This window comes from Halopseudomonas sp. Lyrl_26, assembly GCF_051948695.1.
Taxonomy (GTDB): domain Bacteria; phylum Pseudomonadota; class Gammaproteobacteria; order Pseudomonadales; family Pseudomonadaceae; genus Halopseudomonas; species Halopseudomonas formosensis.
In genome coordinates this window covers 282,777-308,561 of record NZ_JAYJLH010000002.1, presented here as the reverse complement: position 1 = coordinate 308,561, position 25,785 = coordinate 282,777, and the positions used below count along the sequence as shown (strand labels likewise).

Genomic DNA, 25,785 nt, shown 5'->3' with positions numbered 1-25,785 from the left:
TCACAGGGTTTATCTGAATGTCCTTTGCTTCTCTCGGCCTGTCCGACGCGCTGGTGCGCGCCGTGGCTGCCACTGGTTACACCACCCCCACTCCGGTCCAGACGCAGGCCATCCCGGCCGTGCTGGAAGGTCGTGATCTCATGGTCGCGGCCCAGACCGGCACCGGCAAGACCGCCGGTTTCTCCCTGCCGATTCTCGAGCTGCTGTTCCCCGATGGTCAGCGTCCGTCCGGTTACAAGCGCACTGCCCGTCAGGTTCGTGCACTGGTGCTGACCCCTACCCGCGAGCTGGCGGCCCAGGTGCATGACAACATCCGCTCCTACGCCACCGAGCTGCAGATGCACAGCGCCTGCATTTTCGGCGGCGTGGGTGCCAACCCGCAGATCAAGGCGCTGGCCCCTGGCCTGGATATCCTGGTGGCCTGCCCCGGACGGCTGCTGGACCTGGTTGGCCAGCGCGCCGTGGACCTGTCTGCCGTGGAATACTTCGTTCTGGACGAAGCTGACCGCATGCTGGACATGGGCTTCATTCATGACGTGAAGAAGGTCATCGCCAAGCTGCCGGCCAAGCGCCAGAACCTGCTGTTCTCGGCGACTTTTTCCAGCGAGATCACCCAGCTCGCCAACCGCCTGCTGCACAATCCGGCACGGATCGAAGTAACCCCGCCGAACACCACGGTGGAACGCATCGAGCAACGGGTTTTCCGGGTAGAGGCAGGCCACAAGCGGGCCCTGATCGCCCACCTGATCACCATGGGCGCCTGGGAACAGGTACTGGTGTTCACCCGCACCAAGCATGGTGCCAACCGCCTGGCCGAATACCTGTCCAAGCATGGCCTGCCGGCGGCCGCCATTCACGGCAACAAGAGCCAGAGCGCTCGCACCAAGGCACTGGCGGATTTCAAGAGCAACAGCATCCGCGTGCTGGTGGCAACCGATATCGCCGCCCGCGGCCTGGATATCGACCAGCTGCCCCATGTGGTGAACTTCGAGCTGCCCAACGTGGCTGAGGACTATGTGCACCGCATCGGCCGTACCGGCCGCGCCGGACGCAGTGGCGAGGCGGTTTCCCTGGTCAGCCCCGATGAGGAGAAGCTGCTCAAGGCCATCGAGCGACTGACCCGTCAGCGCTTCGAGGAAGGCGATCTGCAGGGCTTCGTGCCCCCGGCGCAGGCGGAACTCAACAGCGACCGCCCCGAGCGTCCGCGTGGCGCCAATACCCCGAGCAGGGGTCGCGGCCAGCCCCGCAGTAACGCCGCTCCGCGGGGGCAGGGTCGTGCTGACAAGCCCCGCCCCGGCAGCAAGCCACGCCGTCCGCAGCAGGCCATGCCGGGTATCGCCGAGCCCGAGGATGCAGTCGCCCGCGAGCGCCGTCTGCAGGCGATGGGCAACCGGGTCGTGCCGGAAACACCGGCCCCCAAACGTAACCGCCCGCGTCGCGAAAAGCCTGCCCTGCTCGGCAGCTGAGCCTCCGTTCGTCAGAAATGAACAGGTCGCAGAACCTGTTCATTTTCTCGCCATCTCCCGCTTCCATCCTCTTTTTTCATAGCTATCAGCCACGTGGCGTTGTGCCACATGAACCCTACGGAATCCATGGTCCAGAGCGCCTCAAACGGCGCCGTGTAAATTTTGGGCAAGAGGTTATAGTCAACGTTCCACACCAAAAGTTGTCACATACCGACAGGAGGTTCTGATGAGAGGCACCTTAGCCATACTGATGCTGCTCATAGCACTGGACCTTCAAGCGGAGAACCGTCTGGCTCCGCCCCCCGAAGCCGGCCTGTGGCGTTCCGAAAGCCGGTTGATTACCGACAACGAGGGTAGCCTGCGCCGGATGCGTTCCGTTCAGCCGGGTCTCACCTTCTCCCATGTCGATTACCGCATCCTGCACGAGACGGCCAGACGCGTGGCACAACCCAAGATCGAACTGGTCTGCCTCACGCCTTCACAGGCCTCCGAGCTGGGCAGCCATCACAGTCTCCACAACATCCTCCAGCGCAAACTGCCGGAGTGCGACCTGAGCCTGCAGAAGGTCGGCCGCTCCATCGTTCAGGTGCGTGGCGATTGCCAGGACCCCGAACGTTTCAACGGCAAGATGGAAGGCCTGGTCGAGTTTGTCAGCACCCATGAGATTCACGCGTCGTTCCTCGGCCGTGCACCCACCCCCGGCCAGCCAGAGAGTAACTCCCCCTCGGGACTGATCATCCAGCAGCATGAGGTTCACCGCTGGGCATCCCCTGACTGTGGGCAGTACGAACCCCACGACCGCATGGCGTTCTGATCCTCGTCTTATCCCCGCCCTCGTCTAGACTGAAGCTCAGGACAGCGCAAAGGGGGCACCATGTTGAACCACTGCATTCTTGGCTTTGATTATTCGGACAGCTGGGACAGGACCTGCGAACGCCTTCCCCCGATAGTGCAATTGCTCGGCGTGAAGCGACTCACGCTCGTGCACGTCGTGGACACCACCCGGCGCATCAACGTCGAGGACAGCGAAGCGGCCGCCGACAGCCATCTGGAGAAGCTTGCGGGCGCGCTGTCGACGGAGCTCGGCATCGCCGTCGATCATGAGGTTCGCCGCGGTTTTGCCGCGACCGAGCTCCACGAAGTGGCCCGGCGGCACAAGGCTGACGGCCTGATCATGCTGAATCAGAGCCACTCCGCGGGCCGGGCACTGTTCTACGGCAATACCACACTGAACCTTGCGCGTCTGACACGCCTGCCGCTGCTGGTGCTGCCCGCTGACGGACCGGCGATCGAGCCGGCCGGCACCCTGTTGCTCGCCACCGACGGCTCGGACCCGGCCCAGGCGGCGCAGCGCATGTTCGAACACTATCTGGTGGACGGTCGCCATGGACTGGTGCTCTGGGTGGAGACCGAGGAGGCGGACAACAGCGCCCTTGTCCAATCGCAGATAGCCGATCTCACCGCCAGGCACGAGCAGGCAGTGGCCCGTCTGGGCAAGGGCTCGGCAGTTCGCGAGATAGTCCGCACCGCAGAGGATGAGCAGGTGGCGCTGGTGATCCTGGGCAAGCGCGGCACCACGCCCATTCAGGATCTGATGATCGGCAGTACCGCCGAAGGGGTAGCCCGGGAAAGCCGCCGCCCGGTACTGCTGGTGCCCGCCGGTACCGGCCTCTAGAACGACAACGGCCCCGGGGTTGCCGGGGCCGTTTCGGTACTGCTCAGCGACGCCTCAGAAGAACGCCTGCAGACCGGTCTGGGCACGGCCCAGGATCAGTGCGTGAACGTCGTGGGTACCCTCATAGGTATTGACCACTTCCAGGTTGACCACATGGCGGATCACGCCGTACTCGTCGGAGATGCCGTTGCCGCCGAGCATGTCACGGGCAACCCGGGCGATATCCAGCGCCTTGCCGCAGGAGTTGCGCTTCATGATGGAGGTGATCTCCACCGCAGCGGTGCCTTCGTCCTTCATCCGGCCCAGGCGCAGGCAGCCCTGCAGGGCCAGAGTGATCTCGGTCTGCATGTCGGCCAGCTTCTTCTGTACCAGCTGGGTCTGCGCCAGCGGGCGACCGAACTGATGACGATCCAGGGTGTACTGGCGGGCGGTGTGCCAGCAGAACTCGGCGGCACCCAGGGCGCCCCAGGAAATGCCGTAACGGGCGGAGTTCAGGCAGGTGAAGGGACCGCGCAGACCGGTCACGCCCGGCATCAGGTTCTCCTCCGGCACGAACACATCATCCATCACGATCTCGCCGGTGATCGAAGTGCGCAGGCCGACCTTGCCCTTGATCGCAGGAGCGCTCAGACCTTCCCAGCCCTTCTCGAGGATGAAGCCGCGGATCACATCGTCCTCGGTCTTGGCCCAGACCACGAACACGTCGGCAATCGGACTGTTGGTGATCCACATCTTGGCGCCCTTGAGGCGATAGCCGCCCTCGACCTTGCGCGCACGGGTGACCATGGAGCCCGGGTCGGAACCGTGGTTGGGCTCGGTCAGGCCGAAGCAGCCGATCCACTCGCCGCTGGCCAGTTTCGGCAGATACTTCTGCTTCTGGGCCTCGGAGCCGAACTCGTTGATCGGAACCATGACCAGCGAGGACTGTACACTCATCATCGAGCGATAACCGGAATCCACCCGCTCGACCTCACGGGCAATCAGGCCATAGCAGACATAGTTCAGGCCGCTGCCGCCGTACTCGGTGGGAATGGTTGCACCCAGCAGGCCCAGCTCACCCATCTCACGGAAGATGCTGGCATCGGTCTGCTCGTGGCGGAAGGATTCCAGCACGCGCGGCATCAGCTTGTCCTGACAATACTGTGCTGCGGAGTCGCGCACCATGCGCTCTTCTTCGGTGAGTTGCTGGTCCAGCAGCAGCGGGTCTGCCCAGTTGAAGGATGCCTTGTTAGCCATGGGTACTCCGTGAATATCGTGGTGTTGGCGCGGCACAACGCCGCAGGATGGTTTAAAGCCTAGTCCTGCCAAGGCACACAAGCAAACGCGTTTTTTTCAGCGACCTGTGCTAGATTGGAACTCCGCAAACACACCCTCACTTCGAGAGTCCCACCGTGCGCCGCAAGATACCCCCCACCCAGGCCCTGATCTGCTTCGAGTCCGCCGCCCGCCATGAGAGCTTTACCCGGGCCGCCGAGGAACTGGCCCTGACCCAGAGCGCGGTATGCCGGCAGATCGCCAATCTCGAGGGCTTTCTCGACGTCGAGCTGTTCCGCCGTACCCGGCGCGGAGTACGGCTGACCGAGGCGGGACTGACCTACCATCGTCGCATTGCCAATCGGCTGGATGCCATGGAGCGCGATACCCTGTCATTGATGGGCAACAAGGGCAGCGCCACCCTGGAGCTGGCCCTGGTACCGACCTTCGGCACCCAATGGCTGCTGCCCCGGCTTGGTCAGTACCTTGTGCAACATCCGCACGTCACGGTCAACATGACCAACCGCACCCGCCCCTTTCTGTTCGCCGACACCGAGTTCGATGCCGCCATCTACTTCGGCGACGGGGAATGGTCGGGTACCGAGGTGCACTTTCTGATGAACGAGTCCCCGGTGCCGGTCTGCAGCCCTGCCCTGATGCAGGGGCTGAGCGAGTTGAGCGCCGAGCAGATCAGCCAGTTGCCGCTGCTGCAGCAGTCCACCAGGCCCTACGCCTGGCGCCAGTGGTTCGAGTCCTGCGACATGCGCATCGAGCACGATCTCAACGGCACGCGCCTGGAGCTGTTCTCCATGCTGGCCCAGGCGGCCATGCATGGCATGGGCGTGGCGCTGATACCGCCTTTCCTGATCCGCAGCGAGCTGCAGAGCGGCCGACTGGTGATCGCCAACAATCACAGCGTCGACAGCCGCAACGCCTATTATCTGGTCATTCCCGAGCGCAAGGCCGAGTCGGCGACCCTGCAGGGGTTCCGTGACTGGGTGATTGCCGAGGCGCAGCAGTATCGCGCAGGCCCCGCCGCAGCAATGCACCATCAGGCGTAGTACCCAATTTATTCGCACCCGGGGCGGGTGCTCCTACAAGGACAGAGCTAACGAGGAGATCGGGATCTGCTGTAGGAGCACCGCCTCGGTGCGAAAACCGCCAGCCCCATTCGCACCCGGGGCGGGTGCTCCTACAAGGACAGAGCTAACGAGGATATCGGGACCTGCTGTAGGAGCACCGCCTCGGTGCGAACCGCCACATCCATTCGCACCCGGGGCGGGTGCTCCTGCAAGGACAGAGCTAACGAGGAGATCGGGACCTGCTGTAGGAGCACCGCCTCGGTGCGAACCGCCACATCCATTCGCACCCGGGGCGGGTGCTCCTGCAAGGACAGAGCTAACGAGGATATCGGGACCTGCTGTAGGAGCACCGCCTCGGTGCGAACCGCCACATCCATTCGCACCCGGGGCGGGTGCTCCTGCAAGGACAGAGCTAACGAGGAGATCGGGATCTGCTGTAGGAGCACCGCCTCGGTGCGAAAACCGCCAGCCCCATTCGCACCCGGGGCGGGTGCTCCTACTGGGGACAGGCCTAACGAGGATATCGGGACCTGCTGTAGGAGCACCGCCTCGGTGCGAAAACCGCCAGCCCCATTCGCACCCGGGCCGGGCGGCCTGCGACCTGCCTCAGCCCATTCGAAAGTACACGCAGATCCGCTGCCCGTTGACCTCGTGTACGCGGATATCCATCTCGTAGAGGTCGCGCAGCACCTCGTCGCGGATGATCTCCTCCGGGGCTCCCTGATACACGGGCCGGCCCCGGCGCATGGCAATGATGTGATCGGAGTAGCAGGAGGCGAAGTTGATGTCGTGCAGCACCACCACCACGGTCTTGCCCTTCTCGTCCGCCGCCCGGCGCAGCAGCTGCATCATGTCCACGGCAAAGCGCATGTCGATGTTGTTCAGCGGTTCGTCGAGCAGCACGTAGTCGGTGTCCTGGCACATGACCATGGCCACATAGGCACGCTGGCGCTGGCCGCCGGACAGTTCATCAATCGGCCTGTCGCGGTATTCGTGCAGCTGCAGATACTCCATGGCCTCATCCACATGGCGCAGGTCCTCGGCGGTGAGGCGGCCGCCCGAGTGCGGAAAGCGACCGAAGGCCACCAGATCCCGCACGCTCAGGCGCAGGCTGGTCTGATTGTCCTGGCGCAGGATCGACAAGCGCCGGGCCAGCACATTGCCCGGTGTACGGGTAACGTCCATGCCATCCACCACTACCGAACCGGCGTTCATGGGTGTCAGGCGGCTGATCATCGACAGCAGCGTCGACTTGCCCGCCCCGTTCGGACCTATGATGGAGGTGAACCCGCCCTTGGGAATGCTCAGGCTGACATCATCCACCACCAGGGTATCGCCGTAGCGCTTGGATACGCCCCGGGTTTCAATCATTGTCTGACTCCACGCAACAACAGCGCTATGAATAACAGGCCGCCGGCCAACTCGATGACCAGTGCCAGCGGCAGGGTTGAGGCCAGCAACTGCTCCAGCAGTACCTGACCACCGACCAGGCAGATGATGCCCGCCAGCACGCTGGCCGGGAGCGTCCACCGATGGCGCTGGGTGCCGGTGATCCAGTAGGCCAGGTTGGCAATCAGCAGGCCGAAGAACAGGGTCGGGCCGACCAGTACCGTAGCCACCGACACCATGATGGCGACCACTGCCATGATGCCCAGCACCACACGGCCATGGGCCACGCCCAGATTCACCGCAATATCCCGGCCCAGCGACAGCACATCCAGATAGCGCCGCCAGCGCAGCAGCAACAGCCCGCCAAGGGTCAGGGCCACCGCGCTGACCGCCAGCAGTTCGGTATTGACCCGGCTGAAACTGGCCTGGCGCACACCGCTGCTGATACCGAACTCGCTCGGGTCCAGCACCCGGGCACCCAGCTCCGACAATTCGCGGAACAGCATGCCGGCCAGCATGCCCAGCAGGATCATCAGGTGCAGGCTGCGCACTGAACCGGAAAACAGCAGGCGAAACAGCAACAACGCCAGCCCCACCATGAGCAGCATCTGCAGCCCGACCCGCAGCGAGCTCGGCCAACCGGCCAGCTCCGCCCCACCGAAGATCAGCAGCCCCAGGGTGTTGACCAGTACAAAGAGCACATCAAAGCCCATCAGGGCCGGCGTCAGCAGCCGGCTGTGGGTGATGGTCTGGAACAGCACGGTGGACAGGCCGATGGCGCTGGCTGCCAGCAGCAACGCCAGCAGGCGGCTGCCCCTGTGCTGCAGGATGAAGGCCCAGTCGGTCTGGACATTGATGGTCATGAAGCCAAGCAAGCAGAGCACCGCCGCTATCGCCAGCAGCAGTACACGCACGGCCGGTTGTCGCCACAGGGTCAGGACCATTTTTTCCTCCCGTGCAGCAGAACCCCGAGAAATACCACGCAGCCGGCAATCGACAGCAGGTTGGACGAGGGCACCTCATAGGGATGGATCAGCAGCCGCCCGAGCAGATCGGCCGCCAGCAGAATGGCCGCCCCCAGCAGCGCAATCATGGGCACCGCCCGCCGCAGGTTGTCGCCGGTCAGCACCCGCACCACATTGGGTGCCACCAGTCCGATGAAGGGGATCACCCCGGCGGTGACCACCACGCTGCCGACGATCATGGCCACCAGCGCCACGCCGATGGCCATCAGCAACCCATAGTTGACGCCGATATTCACCGCAAAATCCCGCCCCATGCCGATCACGGTAAAGCGGTCGGCCAGCAGCATGGCAGCCAGCGTCAGCCCCGCCGCCACCCACAGCAGCTCGTAACGACCGCGCAACACCGCGGAGAAATCGCCGCTGTTCCAGGCACGCAGCGACTGGGACAGATCGAAATGATGGGCGATCAGGCCACTGCCGGCATGCACCACTCCGGCGATGATCAATCCAACCAGCGGCACTATCAGCGCCGAGCGCAGGGGGATGCGCTGCAGTACACCGAGAAACAGCAGAATGCCGCCGGCGGCGAAACCACTGACCAGCAGAAAGCGCGCCCACAAAGGCAGGCCGTCCGGCAGCGCAATGGCCAGCACCAGCATGCCCAGCGCCGCAGCCGCCATGGGCCCCGTGGTCGAGGTATCCACCAGCCGGTTGCGCGCCATCATCTGCAATATGGCGCCGGCCACCGCCAGCGCCGCGCCGGCCAGAATCAGTGCCAGGGTTCGCGGCAGCCGACTGGCGAAGAGGATCTTCGAGACCCGGTCATCCGGGTCAGCGGTCAATACATTGAGCAGGTTCAGCCGGCTGGCGCCGACGTTCAGGCTGCACACCGCCAGAACCAGCACCAGGACCAACAACAGCAACAGCCAGAGGGCGCCAGCGCGAGACGCCCTCGGAGGAGAAAAACGGGAATCAGTCATGCACTCTACCTGCAACAGGAAACCCCATTCCCGACTGCAGCAGGAATGGGGTTTCGCCAACGTCCTTTGCGGGGTCGATTATCGCGCAGCGGCGGCGGAGAACACCTTGATGAGCTCGTCCACACTGGCCTGCATCACCCCGATGCCGCTGTTGTCCAGCAGGTACCAGCTGGCCGGGTCGAGGTAGACGATCTGCCCCTTGCTGCCGGCACTGGTCGCCCTGACCAGTTCATTGTCCATCAGCTCGGCGGCTGCGGTGCCTTCCCGGCCGATGGCCGCATCACGATCCATGACGAACAGCCAGTCCGGATCGGCCTCCAGCAGAAACTCGAAGGATACCGCCTGACCATGGCGACCGGCCTTGAGCTCGGCAACCGCCTGTTCTACACCGAAGACATCATGGATGAGGCCGAACCGGGTACCCTTGCCAAAGGCGGCCATCTTGCCACCGGTGGTAAGGATCAACAGGCCATCGCCCTGTTTGGCTGTCAGCGCACGCAGCTCGTCCACCGATGCCTTGAGCTGAGCGACCAGCTCAGCCGCCCGCTCCTGCTTGCCGAAGATCTCGCCCAGCAGCAGGGTATTGCGTTCCACGCTGCCCAGCAGGTCGTTGGGATCGGGGGTCAGGTCGATGGTGGTGCCGAAGGCCGAAACTTCCTCGTACTTGCCCTGGGCGCGACGGCCGAGAATGATCAGATCAGGCTGGGCAGTGCGCAGCACTTCCAGATCAGGCTCGAACAGGCTGCCGGCTCGGATAAACTCGCCCTCCCGGTATTGCCTGAGCACTTCCGGCGGATTGCCGGATGGAATACCGGCCACAGTCACCCCCAGCTGTGCCAGCGTATCCAGCGTCGACCAGTCCAGTACTACCGCCTTCTGCGGCTGCACCGGCACCTCGGTCTGGCCGCTGGAGTGGCTGATGGTGACGGACTCGGCCTGCACTTGCGCGGCGCCGAACAGCATGGAAACACAGATACCCGACACCGCGGCAAAACGGGAAACGGCTGACAGCATGATCACCCCTGGAAAGCAATAGTGAGAATAGTTATTGTTTGCGATGCTACCAGAGACCGCTCCGCTGGTGCAATCGGAGAAGCGGGAATTCCTGCATAAAAAAGGCGAGCCGAAGCTCGCCCCTGGTTACTGCCGCAGAGGTTACTTGCGCACACCCTCGATGGTCAGATCCAGATCAACCACCGCAGAGGCCGGACCAAGGTCCATCGATACGTTGTAGTCAGCCAGCTTGATGCTGGTAGTACCGACAAAGCCGGCGCGGTAGCCGCCCCAGGGATCCTCGCCTTCACCAATGAACTGCGCGTCGATCACCACCGGCTTGGTCACACCGTTGAAGGTGAAGTCGCCGGTGACCCTGGCGGTATTCTCGCCAGTCACTTCCACACCGGTGGAGACAAAGGTGGCCTGCGGATGCTTGTCCACATTGAGGAAGTCCGGGCTGCGCAGGTGCTTGTCACGCTCGGCGTGGTTGGAGTCCACGCTGGCGGTGTTGATGGTCACTTCGACCTTGCTCTCTTCGGGCTTGGCGGCGTCCCAGCTGAAGGTGCCGTCAAAGTCATTGAAGCGCCCATGCAGAACGCTGAAGCCCATGTGGCCGGTCTTGAAGTTGATGAAGGCGTGCTGGCCTTCCTTGTCGATCACATAATCGGCGGCCAGCAGCGAACCGGATACTGCCATCAGACTACCCAGTGCAATGCCGGCAACAATCTTCTTCATACAGTTACTCCTGTCTATCAGTCAGATGACGAGGGCGCAGGCCGAGCATCCGGCGCAGCGTGTCGTCACGGTCAAGAAAGTGGTGCTTCAGGGCGCCCAGGGCATGTAACCCTGCCAGCGCCAGTACTGCCATTGCCATCCAATAATGTATCTGCCCGGCCCGATCAGCCTGGCTCGGCAACCCGGTCAGGGTCGCCGGCACCTCGAACCAGCCGAAGAAGCTGATGCCCTGCCCCTTGGCGGTGGAAATCAGATAGCCGCTGATGAGGATCACGAACAGCATCAGGTATAGCAGAGCATGCACCAGCGCAGCGCTGATCCTCTCCCAGCGCCTGTGATTGGGCAGATGGGCAGGACGCGGCGTGAACAAGCGCCAGAGAATCCGCAGCACCAGTACCGCAAACAGCGCCAGGCCGATACTCTTGTGCCAGAAAGGCGCACTGCGGTAATAGGGGCTGTAGTAACTCAGATCGACCATCCACAAACCCAGGATGGCCAGACCTATAACCGTCACGGCAACCACCCAGTGCAGAACTATGGCCACCAGACCATAACGGGTTGCGGTGTTCTTCCAGTGCATGGCGGATGCTCCCTGTAACCTTTGCCAAGATCATACATCGCCTGGGCGATAGAAAAAGCGCAAATACTGGCTTCAACCGATCTGATAATTCGATATGACCACGGTCGCAAATGGGACAGCGATCCGTGCAGTGGACTTGCCACTGCACCGATCATGTCATGAGACCAGCTGAAAGAAAGGAGTGTGCTCAGCCGGGGAAGAACAGGCGCTTGAGCTCGGTGCCAGGATCCTCGGCGCGCATGAAAGCCTCGCCAACGAGGAAGCTGTAGACGCCGTTGTCCAGCATCAGCTCCACATCGGCCCGGGAGAGGATGCCGCTTTCGGTGACCGCCAGCCGGTCGGCCGGAATCCTTGGCAGCAGCTCCAGCGTGGTATCGAGTGACACGCTGAAGTCATGCAGGTTGCGGTTGTTGACCCCCACCAGCGGGGTGTCCAGTGCCAGCGCGCGCTCCAACTCCGGGGCGTCGTGCACTTCTACCAGCACATCCATGCCCAGCTCCACCGCCGCCGCATTCAGTTCGGCCATCTGGGCATCCTCGAGCGAGGCTACGATCAGCAGAATGCAATCGGCGCCCATGGCCCGGGCTTCCACCACCTGGTAGGGATCGACCAGAAAGTCCTTGCGGATGACCGGCAGCGCACAGGCCGCACGGGCCTGCTGGAGGTACTCCGGGCTGCCCTGAAAGAAGTCGATATCGGTCAGCACCGACAGGCAGGCAGCACCGCCCTGCTCATAGCTGACCGCGATCTGCGCCGGGTTGAAGTCCTCGCGGATCACCCCCTTGCTGGGCGAGGCCTTCTTGATCTCGGCGATCACCGCTGGCTGACGCGCCTGCGCCTGCGCCCGCAGTGCCCGGGCAAAGCCCCGCGGCGCATCGGCTGATGCGGCCTGACGCTGAAGGTCATCCAGGGACACCCTGGCGCGGTTTTCCCGCACTTCCTCATATTTACGGGCAACGATGTTTTCCAGAATGGTAGGCAGGCTCATTTCTGCAGTGCCTCCTCACGGAATACTTCGGTAAAAGCGGCCAGCTCCGCCATTTTCTCCCGGGCCATGCCGGAGTAGAGCGCATCCGAGGCCAGCTCCACACCCTCGCGCAGCGACGAGGCTACATCTGCCGCATAGAGCGCCGCACCGGCGTTGAGGATGATCATGTCCGCGGCCTTTTCACCGTTCTCGGTGGTGCGCTTGCCCAGCGCATCGCGGATCAGGGTCAGGGACTCGGCCGGGCCTTCCACGGTCAGGCCGATCAGACTGCGGCTCTTGATGCCGAACTCCTCGGGACTGATCTGGTATTCGCTGACCTCACCGTTCTTCAGCTCGGCGATATGGGTCGGGGCGGCGATGCTGATCTCGTCCAGCCCGTCGCGCGAATGCACCACCAGCACATGCTCGCTGCCGAGCCGGCGCAGCACTTCGGCCATGGGTCGGCACAGCGCCTTGTTGAACACGCCGATCACCTGACGCTTGACCCCGGCCGGGTTGGTCATCGGCCCGAGCATGTTGAACAGGGTACGCAGGCCCAGCTCGCGCCGCGGGCCGACGGCGTACTTCATGGCGCCATGGTGCGCCGGGGCGAACATGAATCCGACGCCGACATGCTCGACGCAGCGGGCCACCTGCTCGGGGGTCAGGTTCAGGTTGATGCCGGCGGCTTCCAGCAGGTCGGCGCTGCCACTCTTGCCGGACACCGCGCGGTTGCCGTGCTTGGCCACCTGGCCGCCCGCTGCGGCAACCACAAAGGCTGCAGCTGAGGACACGTTGAAGATGTTGGCGCCATCACCACCGGTGCCACAGGTATCGACCAGATGCTCGCCCTGGATGGATACCCCCGACGCCAGCTCGCGCATGGCCAGCGCCGCACCGGTGATTTCATCCAGGCTTTCGCTTTTCATGCGCAGGGCAACGAGAAAACCGCCAATCTGGGCGTCGGTGCACTGTCCAGTCATGATCTGCCGCATGACGTCCTGCATTTCCTCGGTGGACAGGTCGATGTGATCAACGACCCTGGCCAGTGCTGTGGTGATGTCCATTATGACTCTCCTGATTCGTCAGCTGCGCATTCCGCCCTGCTGTCTTAAGAAGTTGGCCAGTAACTCGTGGCCCTGTTCGCTGAGGATGGATTCGGGGTGGAACTGCACACCCTCGATCATGTACCGGCGATGACGCAGGCCCATGATCTCGTCCATCGAGCCGTCCGCATGCTGCGTCCAGGCGGTGATTTCCAGATAGTCCGGCAGGTTGTCACGGCTTACCACCAGCGAGTGGTAGCGGGTGACGGTGAGGGGATTGGCCAAGCCGGCGAATACTCCCTGATCACTGTGATACACCGGACTGGTCTTGCCGTGCATGGCCTGGCGGGCACGCACCACCTCGCCGCCGAAGGCCTGGCCGATGCTCTGGTGGCCGAGGCAGACGCCCAGGATCGGCAGCCTGCCGGCAAAGTGCTTGAGTACCGGCACCGATACCCCAGCCTCGTTGGGCGTGCAGGGGCCGGGGGAGACGACTATGCGTTCGGGCTGCAGCGCTTCGATCTCGGCCACGCTCAGCTCATCGTTGCGCACCACCTTGATCTCGGCACCCAGCTCGCCGAAGTACTGCACCAGATTCCAGGTGAAGGAATCGTAGTTGTCGATCATCAATAACATGACGTTCCCCTCACTGCATGGTCGTCTCGGCCAGCGCCACCGCACGGAACATGGCGCGGCGCTTGCTGATGGTTTCTTCCCACTCGGTTTCCGGCACGGAGTCGGCGACGATGCCGGCACCGGCCTGCACGTGCAACTCACCGTTCTTGATCACGGCCGTGCGGATGGCGATGGCGGTGTCCATGTTGCCGTTCCAGGCCCAGTAGCCGACCGCGCCACCATAGACGCCGCGTTTGACCGGCTCCAGCTCGTCGATGATTTCCATCGCCCGGATCTTCGGCGCCCCGGACAGGGTGCCCGCCGGAAGAATGGCGCGCAGGGCGTCCATGGCGGTCAGCTCCGGACGCAGCCGGCCCTGCACGTTGGAGACGATATGCATGACGTTGGAATAGCGCTCGATCACCATCTGCTCGGTCACCCGCACCTGGCCGATCTGCGATACACGACCCACATCATTGCGCCCCAGATCGATGAGCATCAGGTGCTCGGCCAGCTCCTTGGCATCGGACAGCAGGTCCTGCTCCAGCGCCAGGTCGGCCTCCTCGGTGGCACCCCGGGGGCGGGTGCCGGCGATGGGACGGACAGTAACCTCGCCATCTTCCACGCGCACCAGCACCTCCGGGGAGCTGCCGACCACATGGAAATCGTCGAGATTGAAGAAGTACAGGTAGGGAGTGGGATTCTGGCTGCGCAGGGCGCGATAGAGGTCGATGGGTGCAGCGCTGAAGTCGATGCTCATGCGCTGGGAGGGCACCACCTGCATGCAGTCGCCGGCGAGGATGTACTCCTTGATGCGCCGCACCGCGTTCTGATAGTCCTCCCGACTGAAGCTGGCGCGGTACTCCGGCTCCCGTTCGGCCACCGCCGTCAGGTTCAGGCCCGGACGCGGAGTGAAGGGTGCAGTCAGTTGCCGCAGCAGCTGCTCCAGCCGCTGGTTGGCCTGGGCAAAGGCGTCATCCGCGCCGGTGTCGGCCAGCACTATCACATGCAGCTTGCCGGCAAGGTTATCGAATACCACCACCTCATCGGAAACCATCAGCAGGATATCCGGGTTGCCCAGTGGATCGGGATTGACCGATCTTGCCAGTCGCGGCTCCACATAGCGCACACAGTCATAACCGAAATAGCCCACCAGACCGCCGTTGAAGCGCGGCAGCCCGGAAATGTCCGGCACCCGGTAACGGGCCTTGAACTGCTCGACGAAGGCCAGCGGATCCTCGCACTCATGCTGCTCGGTGAGGACGCCATCGACCTGGATCCGGGCAGTACGACCCTGCACCTTGAGCACGGTACGGGCCGGCAGGCCGATGATGGAGTAACGCCCCCATTTCTCGCCGCCCTGCACTGATTCGAGCAGGTAGGAATAGGGCGCATCGGCCAGTTTCAGGTAGGTGGACAGGGGGGTGTCCATGTCGGCCAGCACTTCGCGCACCACGGGAATGCGGTTGAAACCCTGGGCGGCCAGACGGAGAAATTCGTTTTGATTCATGATCAGCCTCATGGGGCGGGTGAAAGTCACATGCAAACCGGTACCCGCAGCGGTGGCGGGCAAAGCACTGTCAGGAACGCCAACGCCAGCGCGCGAGCGCTTTCAGGATTCCCATCAGTATGCGGTTGCTGACAAACACGGCTGATCCATCTATCGAAGGTGTGTAACGGGACAAGACTATATGAGCGCTGCGAGCGAATCAACCAGCAGGTCGGGGCCCTCTGCCGCCACCGGCCGGCCGTGGTTGTAGCCGTAATCCACCGCCACCACGGTGACACCGGCCGCGCGCGCCGCCAGTACATCGTTGCGCGAATCACCGATAAACAGGCTGCGATCGGGAGCGGCGCCAGCGGCCCGCATCACATGCAGCAGGCCTGCCGGATCCGGCTTTTTCACCGGCAGGGTGTCGCCTCCGATGATCCAGTCGAAATCCCCCAGCCCCTTTTCCTCGAGAATCGGGGCCACAAACTGCCCGGGCTTGTTGGTTATCACTGCCAGTGCCACGCCACGCTCGCGCAACCAGGCCAGGAACGGCATTACCCCGGGGTATACAGCGGTGGCGCTGTGATCACCGGAGTAGGCCTCGAAGAAATCATCCAGCGCTGCCCGGGCCTCAGCCTCACCTACCCCATCATGCGCGAGGCTACCAGCCAGGGCACGGCGCACCAGCACCAGCGCGCCATTGCCGACCCAGTCACGCACCCGCTCGACACCGGCAGGCGGCCTGCCGCGCAGCGCCAGCATATGGTCCACCGCCGCCGCCAGATCCGGCACCGAATCCACCAGGGTGCCGTCCAGATCGAACATCACCAGTTGCGGCAGCGCCCCGTCGAACAGGCGCATAAGGGCGTTCACGTCAACGCTGGACCTGGGCCAGTTCAGCACGCATCTGGTCAATCACCGCCTTGTAGTCCGGTGCATTGAAGATGGCCGAGCCGGCCACGAAGGTGTCGGCCCCGGCCTCCGCAATCTGGCGGATGTTCTGGGTGTTGACCCCGCCGTCCACTTCCAGACGGATATCACGCCCGCTGGCGTCAATCAGCGCTCGCGCCTCGCGCAGCTTGTCCAGGGTGGTGGGGATGAACTTCTGCCCGCCGAAGCCGGGGTTGACGCTCATCAGCAGGATCATGTCGACCTTGTCCATCACGTACCTGAGCACATCCAGCGGGGTCGCCGGATTGAATACCAGCCCGGCTTTGGCGCCGCCATCACGGATCAGCTGCAGGGATCGGTCGATATGGTCGCTGGCTTCCGGGTGGAAGGTGATGTAACTGGCCCCCGCCTCGAGAAAGTCGCCGATGATGCGATCCACTGGCCGCACCATCAGATGTACGTCGATTGGCGCCGACACGCCGTATTTGCGCAGGGCACTGCAGACCATGGGACCTATGGTGAGGTTGGGCACGTAATGGTTGTCCATTACATCGAAGTGGACAATGTCAGCACCCGCCGCCAGCACCCGATCCACATCTTCCCCGAGGCGGGCGAAATCGGCGGACAGAATGGACGGGGCAATCGCGTAATCAGGCATGGCAGACCTCAGGGGAGTGATCGGAACCGGGCCATTCTACCATGCCCAGCTCCTCCGGGAGCGACGAGCTCCAGCCCCGGGAGGGACGGACACCAGCTCGTCCGGCTCGTCCGCGGTGTGGCAGGAGGCACACTCAGCGGATACCGTGATACCGACGCAGCCTTTCGTAGGCCTGCTGGATCTGATGCACCCGCTCACTGGCCTCGGCCAGCTTCGCCTCACTGGCACCGGTACCTATCAACTTATCCGGATGATGCCGGCTGAGCTGCCGGCGGTAGGCGCGCTTGATCTGTTCGGGGCTGCTGTCCAGCTCCACTCCCAGCAGCCGCGCCGCTTGCTGCAGACTGCCCGTGGTGCGCGCCGGCGCGGCAGCCCCCGTCTGACGACGCTGATGCCGCTGACGCAGACGCTGCTGCTCGGCCTTGCCCAGGCCCGCGCGTTGCGCCCAGTCATCCAGCAGCAGGCCCGCCCGCCCTACCCGGCCGTGTACCAGAGCCATGCGCCAGCCACCGTCGAGCAGCTCGGCGCTGCGCGCCGGCTGCTGACGGAACAGTCGCTCGACCGCCCGCTCGACCCGCCGCGCCTGCTGCTTGCCCTGATTGAAGGCGCGCATGGCGGCCAGTCGCTGGGATTCGTCCAGACGGTATTGCTGCATCAACTCACGGGCCAGCTGCAGGTGCTGCTGAGTTACCTGGCCATCCGCCTTGGCGATGCGTCCGAGACAGAGGAACAGCACCTGTTCGAAATCGGGCCGCAGCCCAAGACGCTGGAGCAGATCGGACCAGCGCCGCAGCTGCCAGTGACGATCCAGGGCATGCCCGAGAATGCCGCCGAGGATAGCCCCGGACACGCCTGCCACCACGGCGCCCAGCGCTATTCCTCCCAGCGTCAGCGGCCAGAGCATCTCAGGCTTCCCGGGCCAGTTGGTCGACCTGCCGCAGGCGTTCCGGCGTTCCCACGTCTACCCAGCACCCGGTATGCCGCTCACCGCTGACCAGCCCCTGCTCCGCCGCTCGGCGCAACAGCGGCGCCAGCGGCTGCGGCCCCTCACCGAGCCCGTCGAACAGGCTCGGGGACAGGATGGAAATACCGCTGTAGGTCATGGCATCGGCCTGCTCTCCGGCGCCCGGGTTGGCAATGCGCCCGCCCTGCAGCAGGAAGTCGCCGGCGGCCTTGAAGGGCGGGTTGTCCACCAGTACCAGGTGGGCCAGCATGCCGGTCGGCAGCTGCAGTCGGGCAAAATCGAAATCGGTCCAGACGTCCCCGTTTACCAGCACGAAGGGCTGTTCACCCAGCAGGGGCAAGGCACGGCGGATGCCGCCGGCGGTTTCCAGGGGCTCGTCTTCGGCGGACCAGCGGATGCGCACGCCAAGGTCGGTACCGTCACCCAGCCGTGCCTCCAGCTGCTCGCCAAGCCAGGCGTGGTTGATGACCAGCTCCCGCAAGCCAGCCCGGGCAAGACGTTCGATGTGCCATTGGATCAGCGGCTTGCCACCCACCGGCAACAGCGGCTTCGGGGTATGCAGGGTCAGGGGACGCATGCGCTCTCCCTTGCCAGCGGCGAGGATCATTGCCTTCATGGATTACAGCCCCAGACTGTCCAGCAGTCGCGTCAGCGGCTGCAGGCGCCCATCGCCGGCACAGGCATCGCGCAGGTACTGAACGAAGCGCGGCGCATCCTCCAGGTAGCGCGGCTTGCCGTCGCGGTAACGGATCCGGGCGAAAATGCCCAGCACCTTGAGATGCCGTTGCACGCCCATGAGCCGCGACTGCCCGTGAAACACTTCGAACTGCTCGGGCAGCGGTACCCCAGCGGCCCGCGCCTGTTCCCAGTAACGACGCAGCCAGCGATCGCGCTCTTGCAGCGGCAGGTGAAAGAAGGCGTCGGCCAGCAGCGAGGTAATGTCATAGCTGGCCGGACCGTAGAGGGCATCCTGAAAGTCCAGCACACCCGGCTCACCAGTGGTAGTCATCAGGTTGCGCGGCATGTAGTCCCGGTGCACGAACACCCGGCTTTCCGCCAGATGCGAATCGAGCAGCGTCCTGCACAGGGCGTCCCAGTCCGCAGCCTGCTCGGCACTCAGCTCGCGCTGCAGGTGGTGAGCGACAAACCGGTCGGGGAACAGCTGCAGCTCGCGCCGCAGTACCGCCTCGTCGTACTCGGGCAACTCCCCCGGACGGCTCGCCAGCTGCCAGCGGATGAGCACGGCAATGGCCCCGGCATACATGCGCTCGAGTTCGGCATCGCTGACACCGGCCTGGATGCTTTCAAGGTAGGTATGGGTGCCGAGATCCTCGAGCAGCAGGAACCCCCGCGCGGGATCGGCCGCCAGGATCGCCGGCGTATGCACACCTGCTTCGGCCAGCAGAGCGGCGATACGCATGAATGGACGCACATCCTCCTGCGGTGGCGGCGCGTCCATGATGATCAGGCTGTGCTGCCCGTCATGCCAGCGGAAGTAACGCCGGAAGCTGGCATCACTGCTGGCCGGCGACAACTCACCGGAACGCAGCGACCAGCCTGTTGTCTGCTGTGCCTGCAGCAGTGCCTCAGGCAACCAGGTATCCAGCAGACGTCGTCTTGCATCCATCATTCAGCTCCTAGGGACCGCGAAGGTCGATTAGCTCGCACAGGCGACAGTCACGCTGGTACGGCGCTGGCTCTGCTGCCCAACAATGCTTTATTATCCACGATCTCTATAAGTAGAAGCAGCCCATGTTGCATTTACCTCGCAGAGCTCACCGAGTCATCGCGACCTGTACGACCGACTGGAAGCCCGGACAATTATAATGGCCAACCAAAGACCTCCGTTTCGCCCCACATTCTCCCTGTTGCTGGCCAGCGGACTGCTGTTGGCCCAGCCGGTATCCAGTCTGGCTGCCAGCCAGGTCGAGTGCCGCCCAAGCAGTGACGGCCGCGGCTGGGCCTGCAACCCGCTGGAAACCACCAGTCAGCTGCCACCACGCCCCCAGGCACCGGTGGTGCGTGCCAGCGAGCCGGCCCGGCAGCCGGCCTCGGCTGAACAACCCCGCGAGCCCGCGCCCGCCAGACAAGCCCGGGCGGTGGACTTCAGCGAACTGGACTGGGTTCCCCGCGACCAGCTGACAGCGGCGCAGCAGGCGGCGATAGCGCCCTATTGCAGCGGCGACTATATCGAGCCGGATCGCATCGGCCGCGACGACGACACCCCCTTCGATGAGCTGCCTGTCTACGCCAGTGCCGACTCCAGCAGCTTCGAACAGGACCAGCAGACGGGCACCCTCCAGGGTGACGTGGTGCTGCGCCAGGGCCGCCTGCAGGCACAGTCCAATCAGGCAAGTTTCGACCGCGCCAACAACCTGGTCCGCCTGGAAGGCAACGTCCGTCTGCGCGACCAGGGCGTACTGATTCTCGGCGAAGACGGCCAGATGCACATCGAGACCGGCGAGGCCCGGGTCAACCAGGTACGCTATGTGGTACACGAGGCCAATGCCCGGGGTACCGCCGACAGCCTGCGTCGCCGGGATGATGCGGTGATCGTCATTGCCGACGGCTCCTATACCACCTGCGATCCGGGACGCAACACCTGGAGCCTGCACAGTGACGATATCGAACTGGACCGGGAAAAGGGCTGGGGTGAAGCCAGACACGTGACCCTCAAGGTCAAGGACGTGCCGGTGTTCTACACCCCCTACTTCTACTTCCCGCTGGACGACCGGCGCCAGAGCGGCCTGCTGGTGCCCAGCCTGTCCTACAGCAGCAACTCGGGCAGCTCCTATACCCAGCCCTACTACTTCAACCTGGCGCCGAACTACGACGCCACCCTCTATCCGACGCTGATGACCGACCGGGGCCTGCAACTGGAGGGTGAATTCCGCTACCTGACGCCCACCAGCTCCGGCCAGATCGGTGCCTCGGTGCTGGATGACCGCGAGGACGAGCGGGAGCTGCAGACCGGATACAAGGACCAGCGCTGGATGTACAGCTGGCAGCACACCAGTGACTTCACTCCGCGCCTGCGCGGCAGTGTCGATTACACCGACATCAGCGATTACTACTACTTCCAGGACCTGGAAACCTTCCTGGGCATCAATACCGGGGACTTCCTCGACCAGCGCGGCAGCCTTGCATGGCGTGGCGACAACCACTTCGCCGCCCTCAACGTGCACGCCTACGAACGGGCCACGGTAACCGAGATCACCCCCTACGAGCGGCTGCCGCAACTGCTGCTGGGCGGCACCCTGCCCTATCAGCCGGGCGGCCTGCGTCTGGGCTATGACACCGAGTTCGTCAGCTTCCAGCGCAGCCTGCTGAGCGGCTTCTATACGGACCAGAACGGCAATACCGGGCTGGAGGAGCACCGCTGGTACGACGATCGCCTGACCGGCCTGACCCGCGCCGAGGGTGACCGGCTGCACCTGGAGCCCGGGGTCAGTCTGCCCCTGGACTGGAGCTGGGGCTTCATCAAGCCTTCGCTGAAATACGCCTACACCCGCTACGACCTGTCGCTGGATAACCGCGGCCGCACCACGCTGGGCGCGGACGAGACTTTCGACAGCAATCAGGATCGGTCGCTTCCGATCGCCAGCCTGGACAGCGGCCTGTATTTCGACCGTGCCACCACCCTGTTCGGCAACAGCTATACCCAGACCCTGGAACCCCGTCTGTTCTATCTCTACGTACCGAATGAGGATCAGCGGGACATTCCTGTGTTCGACACCAGCGAGGCCACCTTCAGCTACGACTCGCTGTGGCGCGACAACCGCTTCGCCGGGCGCGACCGCATCGGCGACGCCAACCAGCTGTCGCTCGGCCTGACCAACCGCTGGATCGACGCACGGGGCGTGGAGCGTCAGCGCCTGAGTATCGGTCAGGCCTGGTACTTCCGCGACCGCGAGGTGCAGATGCCTGGCATCGACTACCGCGACCGCCCGGAATCCACCGCCTCCCAGTCGCCGATCGCCCTGGCCTACCAGTATCGTCACAACGAGGACTGGCGTTTCACCTCCACCTTCAACTGGGATCCGGACCAGAGCCAGACCCGCAGCGGCAGCGCCATGTGGCATTACCAGCCGGCCGACAATCCGCGCAAGATTCTCAATATCGGTTACCTGTACCGCAACGAGACCATGCGCTTCGACCGTGCCACCGGTACCTGGACCACGGACCCGGATTTCGGCCAACCGGGTGATGCCGATTACATCGCCAACTACTACAAGACCGACCAGCATGACATTTCCTTCATGTGGCCGGTTTCCAACCAGTGGAGCCTGATCGGCCGCTGGCAGCGTGATTACGGCCGCAACCGCACCGTCGAGGCCTTCGGCGGCTTCGAGTACGACAGCTGCTGCTGGAAGCTGCGGGTGATCAACCGCTACTGGATCGATTACGATGAAACCAGTCTGAACCCCAAGCTCAACGACGAGCCTGACCGTGGCATCTTCCTGCAGCTTGTCTTCAAAGGCCTCGGCAATATCGCCGGTGGTGGCATGGAAACGCTCCTAGAAGACAGCATCACCGGTTACCGAGAGCGAGAATCCAATGCATTTTAAGCTACACGCAAAACTGATCGGCCTGTGCGCCGGTCTGCTGATCAGCACCGGCCTGCAGGCGCAGATGGTCGAGCTGGACCGGGTGGTGGCCATCGTCGACAACGATGTCATCATGGCCAGCCAGGTGGAGGAACGGGTCAACAGCGTCCGCGCCCAGCTCAGTCAGGGCGGCAGCGGCGAGCTGCCACCGACCGAAGAGATCCGCAAGCAGGTAATGGACCGGCTGATCCTGGAAAGCATTCAGCTGCAGATGGGTGAGCGGGCCGGTATCCAGATCGATGATGCCTCTTTGAACCAGACCATGCAGCAACTGGCCGAGCGCAACGGCGTTACCCTCGAGCAGTTCCGTGCTGCGCTGGAGAGGGACGGCATCAGCTACAGGCAGGCCCGGGAGCAGGTTCGCCGCGAAATGATCATCAACCGGGTACGTCAGCGCCGGGTGGCCGAACGCATCCAGGTCAGTGATCAGGAAGTGCGCAACTTCCTGAATTCGGAGATGGGCCGTTATCAGACCTCGGCGGACTATCGCCTGGCCATGATAGTACTGCCCGTGTCTGAAACCGCGAGCAACGAGCAGGCACGCCGTCAGGCCGAGATGGCCGAACAGATCCACCGCGAGCTGCAGGAAGGTGCCGACTTCACCCGCCTGGCTGTCAGTCGGTCCGGCGGTGAGCACGCACTGGAGGGCGGCGAGCTGGGCTGGCGCAAGGCGGCACAGCTGCCCCCCGAGTTTGCCAATGCGGTGGACCGCCTGGAAATCGGCGGCATCACCCCACCGCTGCGCTCGCCGGTGGGTTTCCACATCCTCAAGCTGCTCGACAAGCGCGGTGGGGACAACCTGCTGGTGGATGAATTCAATGTGCGCCATATCCTGATCAAGCCCAGCGAGATCCGCAGCGAGGCCGAAGCCGCGCAACTGATCCAGCGACTCTATGAGCGCATCAGCAACGGCGAATCCTTCGAAACCCTGGCCCGCTCCTTCTCCGAAGACCCGGGCACTGCGCTCAATGGCGGCTCACTGGATTGGATCACCGCCGACGCCATGGTGCCGGAGTTCCGCGATACCATGCTCAGCACCCCGAAGGGCACCGTCTCTGCGCCCTTCCAGAGCCAGTTCGGCTGGCACATCCTGCAGGTGCTGGACCAGCGGGAAGTGGACATGACCGATGAAATGCGCGAGCAACAGGCCCGCAACATGCTGCAGAACCGCAAGTTCGACGAAGAACTGCAGAGCTGGTTGCAGGAGATCCGCGACGAGGCCTACATAGAGATCAAGAGTTAAGTGAGCGTTCTGTCCATTGCCCTGACCGCCGGCGAACCCGCCGGCATCGGGCCCGATCTGTGCCTGCAGCTGGCCACCGAGCCCTGCGCCCATCAGCGAGTCGTGATCGCCGATCCCGACATGCTGGCCCAGCGGGCCAGCATGCTCGGCCTCGACATTCAGCTGGATCTCTTTGACCCCACGCAGTCCCCACAACCGCAACAGGCCGGCCAGCTGAGCGTGCTGCCGGTGTCCCTGGCCAGCCCCTGCGTCCCTGGCCAGCTTGATCCGGGCAACGCCCGTTACGTCCTCGAAACCCTGCGCCTGGGCGGCCAGGGCTGCCTGGACGGTGACTTTGCCGCCGTGGTGACAGCCCCGGTGCACAAGGGCGTCATCAACGATGCCGGCGTAAGCTTCTCCGGACATACCGAATTCTTCGCCGAGCAGACCGGCACCCCCAAGGTGGTGATGATGCTGGCCTGCCCCGGCCTGCGCGTGGCCCTGGCCACCACCCACCTGCCACTGCGCGCAGTAGCCGATGCCATCACCCACGAGTCCCTCGAACAGGTCATACGCATACTGCACCGGGACCTGCAGACCAAGTTCGGCCTGCCCGCCCCACGCATCCTGGTCTGCGGGCTGAACCCCCATGCCGGCGAGGGTGGCCATCTGGGCCGCGAGGAGCTGGATGTGATCATCCCGCTGCTCGAGCGCCTGCGTGGCGAGGGCATGCTGCTGGAAGGCCCCCTGCCGGCGGACACTCTCTTCACGCCCAAGTATCTGGACCATGCCGACGCAGTACTGGCCATGTATCACGACCAGGGCCTGCCGGTGCTCAAGCACAAGGGATTCGGCCAGGCGGTGAACATCACCCTGGGCCTGCCCATCATCCGCACCTCGGTGGATCACGGCACCGCCCTGGATCTGGCCGGCACCGGCCGCGCCGATGTCGGCAGCCTGCGGGTAGCCCTGCATACAGCGATCAGCATGATCGAAGCCCAAGGTAAACCATGAGTGAATTTGCTCCGCACCGGGCGCGCAAGCGCTTCGGTCAGAACTTCCTGCACGACCACGGAGTGATCAACCGCATCCTGCGGGCCATCGCCCCCCGCGAGGGCCAGCGCGTGGTGGAAATCGGCCCGGGCCAGGGCGCCCTGACCCAGGAGCTGGCCGACAGCGGCGCCACCCTTGACGTGGTCGAGCTGGACCACGACCTGCACCCGCTGCTGCTCGCCCGTTTCGGCAACAACCCCCGGTTCACCCTGCACAAGGGCGACGCCCTGAAGTTCGATTTCCGCGCCCTGGCCGAGCCCGGACAGAAGCTGCGAGTGGTGGGCAACCTGCCCTACAACATCTCCACGCCGCTGATGTTCCACCTGCTGAGTCAGGCCGACTGCATCAGTGACATGCACTTCATGCTGCAGAAGGAAGTGGTGCAGCGCCTGGCCGCCGGTGTGGGCATGAACCACTACGGCCGCCTGGGCATCATGGTCCAGTACTGGTGTGCCGTGGAGCATCTGTTCGATGTCGGCCCCGGCGCATTCAATCCGCCCCCCAAGGTCGATTCAGCCATCGTCCGGCTTACCCCCCATGCTGAGCTGCCTCATCCGGCCGACGACGTGGAGATGCTGGAGATCGTGGTGCGCGAAGCCTTCAACCAGCGCCGCAAGACCCTGCGCAATACGCTCAAGCCGTTGCTGGACGCCGATGCCATCGCCGAAGAGGGTCTGGACCCGACCCTGCGGCCGGAGCAGGTCGATCTGGCCGGTTTCGTGCGACTGGCCAACCGCCTGAGCCGCGAGCGGAGCGCCAGCCATGACTGACGCCCTGGCAAAGAGCATCAGCATCCAGGTGCAGGTACGCTATCTCACCGAGCAGTCCAAGCCGGCCGACAACCGCTTCGCCTTCGCCTACACCATCACCATCTGCAATGAGGGTGACAGGGCTGCCCAGCTGCTGGATCGGCACTGGATCATCACCGACGGCAACGGCAAGATCCAGGAGGTGCGCGGCGAGGGCGTGGTAGGCGAGCAGCCCCTGATCCAGCCCGGCGCCTGCCACACCTATACCAGCGGCTGTCTGCTGGAGACACCGGTAGGCAGCATGCAGGGCAGCTATGGCATGCAGAGCAGCGATGGCGAGCTGTTCCGCGCACCCATTGCGGTGTTTCGCCTGGCCAAACCCAATGCGCTCCACTGAGG

24 protein-coding genes and 1 pseudogene are annotated in these 25,785 nt (G+C 64.0%); 9 read left to right on the top strand and 16 right to left on the bottom strand.

The features are described from left to right. Positions 1–17: 17 nt before the first annotated feature. The 3 genes and pseudogenes from VF673_RS04740 to VF673_RS04730 all read left to right on the top strand — a co-directional run. Positions 18–1,448: pseudogene (locus VF673_RS04740) on the top strand (DEAD/DEAH box helicase); the annotation flags it as partial. A gap of 244 nt (positions 1,449–1,692) precedes the next feature. After that, on the top strand, positions 1,693–2,280 hold the full coding sequence (locus tag VF673_RS04735; RefSeq protein WP_440291081.1) for a hypothetical protein: 588 nt from the start codon (positions 1,693–1,695) through the stop codon (positions 2,278–2,280). Positions 2,281–2,340: 60 nt separating this feature from the next. Further along, a complete protein-coding gene (locus VF673_RS04730; RefSeq protein ID WP_440291080.1) occupies positions 2,341–3,141 on the top strand; it encodes a universal stress protein in 801 nt (266 codons plus the stop codon). Between the two features lie 54 nt (positions 3,142–3,195). On the opposite strand, the gene VF673_RS04725 is transcribed toward VF673_RS04730, so the two are convergent. Continuing rightward, entirely contained in the window at positions 3,196–4,377 is a 1,182-nt protein-coding gene (locus VF673_RS04725; protein WP_090539212.1) for an acyl-CoA dehydrogenase, read from the bottom strand. A 155-nt stretch (positions 4,378–4,532) separates the two neighbouring features. Here VF673_RS04725 and VF673_RS04720 point away from each other — a divergent pair, with 155 nt between their 5' ends. Then, on the top strand, positions 4,533–5,456 hold the full coding sequence (locus VF673_RS04720) for a LysR family transcriptional regulator (RefSeq protein WP_440291079.1): 924 nt from the start codon (positions 4,533–4,535) through the stop codon (positions 5,454–5,456). A 627-nt stretch (positions 5,457–6,083) separates the two neighbouring features. Here VF673_RS04720 and VF673_RS04715 read toward each other — a convergent pair. The 15 genes from VF673_RS04715 to VF673_RS04645 all read right to left on the bottom strand — a co-directional run bounded on the left by VF673_RS04715 (position 6,084) and on the right by VF673_RS04645 (position 19,382). Next, a complete protein-coding gene (locus tag VF673_RS04715) occupies positions 6,084–6,848 on the bottom strand; it encodes an iron ABC transporter ATP-binding protein (RefSeq protein ID WP_440291078.1) in 765 nt (254 codons plus the stop codon). Further along, entirely contained in the window at positions 6,845–7,810 is a 966-nt protein-coding gene (locus VF673_RS04710) for an iron chelate uptake ABC transporter family permease subunit (protein WP_440291077.1), read from the bottom strand. The genes VF673_RS04715 and VF673_RS04710 overlap by 4 nt, the downstream gene beginning before the upstream one ends. Continuing rightward, the gene (locus tag VF673_RS04705; RefSeq protein WP_440291076.1) at positions 7,801–8,811 is read right to left on the bottom strand and encodes an iron chelate uptake ABC transporter family permease subunit; all 1,011 of its coding nucleotides are present in this window, start codon (positions 8,809–8,811) and stop codon (positions 7,801–7,803) included. Before VF673_RS04705 ends, VF673_RS04710 begins: the two co-directional genes overlap by 10 nt. A 78-nt stretch (positions 8,812–8,889) precedes the next feature. Further along, positions 8,890–9,825 carry a siderophore ABC transporter substrate-binding protein gene (locus tag VF673_RS04700; RefSeq protein ID WP_440291075.1) on the bottom strand — a complete coding sequence of 312 codons (936 nt, stop codon included), beginning with the start codon at positions 9,823–9,825 and terminating at the stop codon, positions 8,890–8,892. A 141-nt stretch (positions 9,826–9,966) separates the two neighbouring features. Further along, positions 9,967–10,542, bottom strand: a complete 576-nt coding sequence (locus VF673_RS04695) for a YceI family protein (RefSeq protein ID WP_090539225.1) — start codon at positions 10,540–10,542, stop codon at positions 9,967–9,969. 4 nt (positions 10,543–10,546) lie between these two features. After that, on the bottom strand, positions 10,547–11,122 hold the full coding sequence (locus VF673_RS04690) for a cytochrome b (RefSeq protein WP_090539227.1): 576 nt from the start codon (positions 11,120–11,122) through the stop codon (positions 10,547–10,549). 187 nt (positions 11,123–11,309) lie between these two features. Then, the gene (trpC, locus tag VF673_RS04685; RefSeq protein ID WP_440291074.1) at positions 11,310–12,110 is read right to left on the bottom strand and encodes an indole-3-glycerol phosphate synthase TrpC; all 801 of its coding nucleotides are present in this window, start codon (positions 12,108–12,110) and stop codon (positions 11,310–11,312) included. After that, complete coding sequence (trpD, locus tag VF673_RS04680; RefSeq protein WP_440291073.1) at positions 12,107–13,156, bottom strand: anthranilate phosphoribosyltransferase; 1,050 nt, start codon at positions 13,154–13,156, stop codon at positions 12,107–12,109. Before trpD ends, trpC begins: the two co-directional genes overlap by 4 nt. A gap of 18 nt (positions 13,157–13,174) precedes the next feature. Beyond that, positions 13,175–13,771, bottom strand: a complete 597-nt coding sequence (locus tag VF673_RS04675; protein ID WP_440291072.1) for an aminodeoxychorismate/anthranilate synthase component II — start codon at positions 13,769–13,771, stop codon at positions 13,175–13,177. Positions 13,772–13,781: 10 nt separating this feature from the next. Further along, entirely contained in the window at positions 13,782–15,260 is a 1,479-nt protein-coding gene (gene trpE / locus VF673_RS04670; RefSeq protein ID WP_090539235.1) for an anthranilate synthase component I, read from the bottom strand. A 177-nt stretch (positions 15,261–15,437) separates the two neighbouring features. Continuing rightward, the gene (locus VF673_RS04665; protein WP_090539236.1) at positions 15,438–16,115 is read right to left on the bottom strand and encodes a phosphoglycolate phosphatase; all 678 of its coding nucleotides are present in this window, start codon (positions 16,113–16,115) and stop codon (positions 15,438–15,440) included. Between the two features lies 1 nt (position 16,116). Beyond that, complete coding sequence (rpe, locus tag VF673_RS04660) at positions 16,117–16,791, bottom strand: ribulose-phosphate 3-epimerase (protein ID WP_090539238.1); 675 nt, start codon at positions 16,789–16,791, stop codon at positions 16,117–16,119. A gap of 133 nt (positions 16,792–16,924) precedes the next feature. After that, positions 16,925–17,695, bottom strand: coding sequence for a DnaJ domain-containing protein (locus VF673_RS04655; protein ID WP_440291071.1), 771 nt, complete (start codon positions 17,693–17,695; stop codon positions 16,925–16,927). A gap of 1 nt (position 17,696) precedes the next feature. Continuing rightward, positions 17,697–18,371: an N-acetylmuramate alpha-1-phosphate uridylyltransferase MurU gene (murU, locus tag VF673_RS04650; protein WP_090539241.1), complete on the bottom strand. Its 675-nt coding sequence runs from the start codon at positions 18,369–18,371 to the stop codon at positions 17,697–17,699. Positions 18,372–18,374: 3 nt separating this feature from the next. Then, entirely contained in the window at positions 18,375–19,382 is a 1,008-nt protein-coding gene (locus VF673_RS04645; RefSeq protein ID WP_440291070.1) for an aminoglycoside phosphotransferase family protein, read from the bottom strand. A 199-nt stretch (positions 19,383–19,581) separates the two neighbouring features. Here VF673_RS04645 and VF673_RS04640 point away from each other — a divergent pair, with 199 nt between their 5' ends. From VF673_RS04640 to apaG, 5 genes are read left to right on the top strand one after another with little or no spacing between them, the layout of a single operon-like run. Further along, positions 19,582–22,323, top strand: coding sequence for an LPS-assembly protein LptD (locus VF673_RS04640; RefSeq protein WP_440291069.1), 2,742 nt, complete (start codon positions 19,582–19,584; stop codon positions 22,321–22,323). Then, entirely contained in the window at positions 22,313–23,605 is a 1,293-nt protein-coding gene (locus VF673_RS04635) for a peptidylprolyl isomerase (RefSeq protein ID WP_440291068.1), read from the top strand. Before VF673_RS04640 ends, VF673_RS04635 begins: the two co-directional genes overlap by 11 nt. Continuing rightward, complete coding sequence (gene pdxA / locus VF673_RS04630) at positions 23,606–24,598, top strand: 4-hydroxythreonine-4-phosphate dehydrogenase PdxA (protein WP_090539249.1); 993 nt, start codon at positions 23,606–23,608, stop codon at positions 24,596–24,598. It begins immediately after the preceding gene. Next, entirely contained in the window at positions 24,595–25,407 is an 813-nt protein-coding gene (gene rsmA, locus VF673_RS04625) for a 16S rRNA (adenine(1518)-N(6)/adenine(1519)-N(6))-dimethyltransferase RsmA (protein ID WP_440291067.1), read from the top strand. Before pdxA ends, rsmA begins: the two co-directional genes overlap by 4 nt. Further along, a complete protein-coding gene (apaG, locus tag VF673_RS04620; RefSeq protein WP_320330504.1) occupies positions 25,400–25,783 on the top strand; it encodes a Co2+/Mg2+ efflux protein ApaG in 384 nt (127 codons plus the stop codon). The genes rsmA and apaG overlap by 8 nt, the downstream gene beginning before the upstream one ends. The last annotated feature ends 2 nt before the right edge of the window (positions 25,784–25,785 follow it).

What these genes read in the sequence shown, in the direction of transcription:
- VF673_RS04735 (WP_440291081.1), top strand. Translation starts at nt 1,693, where the DNA reads ATGAGAGGCACCTTAGCCATACTGATGCTGCTCATAGCACTGGACCTT.
- VF673_RS04730 (WP_440291080.1), top strand. Translation starts at nt 2,341, where the DNA reads ATGTTGAACCACTGCATTCTTGGCTTTGATTATTCGGACAGCTGGGAC.
- VF673_RS04725 (WP_090539212.1), bottom strand. Translation starts at nt 4,377, where the DNA reads ATGGCTAACAAGGCATCCTTCAACTGGGCAGACCCGCTGCTGCTGGAC.
- VF673_RS04715 (WP_440291078.1), bottom strand. Translation starts at nt 6,848, where the DNA reads ATGATTGAAACCCGGGGCGTATCCAAGCGCTACGGCGATACCCTGGTG.
- VF673_RS04710 (WP_440291077.1), bottom strand. Translation starts at nt 7,810, where the DNA reads ATGGTCCTGACCCTGTGGCGACAACCGGCCGTGCGTGTACTGCTGCTG.
- VF673_RS04705 (WP_440291076.1), bottom strand. Translation starts at nt 8,811, where the DNA reads ATGACTGATTCCCGTTTTTCTCCTCCGAGGGCGTCTCGCGCTGGCGCC.
- VF673_RS04700 (WP_440291075.1), bottom strand. Translation starts at nt 9,825, where the DNA reads ATGCTGTCAGCCGTTTCCCGTTTTGCCGCGGTGTCGGGTATCTGTGTT.
- VF673_RS04695 (WP_090539225.1), bottom strand. Translation starts at nt 10,542, where the DNA reads ATGAAGAAGATTGTTGCCGGCATTGCACTGGGTAGTCTGATGGCAGTA.
- VF673_RS04690 (WP_090539227.1), bottom strand. Translation starts at nt 11,122, where the DNA reads ATGCACTGGAAGAACACCGCAACCCGTTATGGTCTGGTGGCCATAGTT.
- trpC (WP_440291074.1), bottom strand. Translation starts at nt 12,110, where the DNA reads ATGAGCCTGCCTACCATTCTGGAAAACATCGTTGCCCGTAAATATGAG.
- trpD (WP_440291073.1), bottom strand. Translation starts at nt 13,156, where the DNA reads ATGGACATCACCACAGCACTGGCCAGGGTCGTTGATCACATCGACCTG.
- VF673_RS04675 (WP_440291072.1), bottom strand. Translation starts at nt 13,771, where the DNA reads ATGTTATTGATGATCGACAACTACGATTCCTTCACCTGGAATCTGGTG.
- trpE (WP_090539235.1), bottom strand. Translation starts at nt 15,260, where the DNA reads ATGAATCAAAACGAATTTCTCCGTCTGGCCGCCCAGGGTTTCAACCGC.
- rpe (WP_090539238.1), bottom strand. Translation starts at nt 16,791, where the DNA reads ATGCCTGATTACGCGATTGCCCCGTCCATTCTGTCCGCCGATTTCGCC.
- VF673_RS04655 (WP_440291071.1), bottom strand. Translation starts at nt 17,695, where the DNA reads ATGCTCTGGCCGCTGACGCTGGGAGGAATAGCGCTGGGCGCCGTGGTG.
- murU (WP_090539241.1), bottom strand. Translation starts at nt 18,371, where the DNA reads ATGAAGGCAATGATCCTCGCCGCTGGCAAGGGAGAGCGCATGCGTCCC.
- VF673_RS04645 (WP_440291070.1), bottom strand. Translation starts at nt 19,382, where the DNA reads ATGGATGCAAGACGACGTCTGCTGGATACCTGGTTGCCTGAGGCACTG.
- VF673_RS04640 (WP_440291069.1), top strand. Translation starts at nt 19,582, where the DNA reads ATGGCCAACCAAAGACCTCCGTTTCGCCCCACATTCTCCCTGTTGCTG.
- VF673_RS04635 (WP_440291068.1), top strand. Translation starts at nt 22,313, where the DNA reads ATGCATTTTAAGCTACACGCAAAACTGATCGGCCTGTGCGCCGGTCTG.
- rsmA (WP_440291067.1), top strand. Translation starts at nt 24,595, where the DNA reads ATGAGTGAATTTGCTCCGCACCGGGCGCGCAAGCGCTTCGGTCAGAAC.
- apaG (WP_320330504.1), top strand. Translation starts at nt 25,400, where the DNA reads ATGACTGACGCCCTGGCAAAGAGCATCAGCATCCAGGTGCAGGTACGC.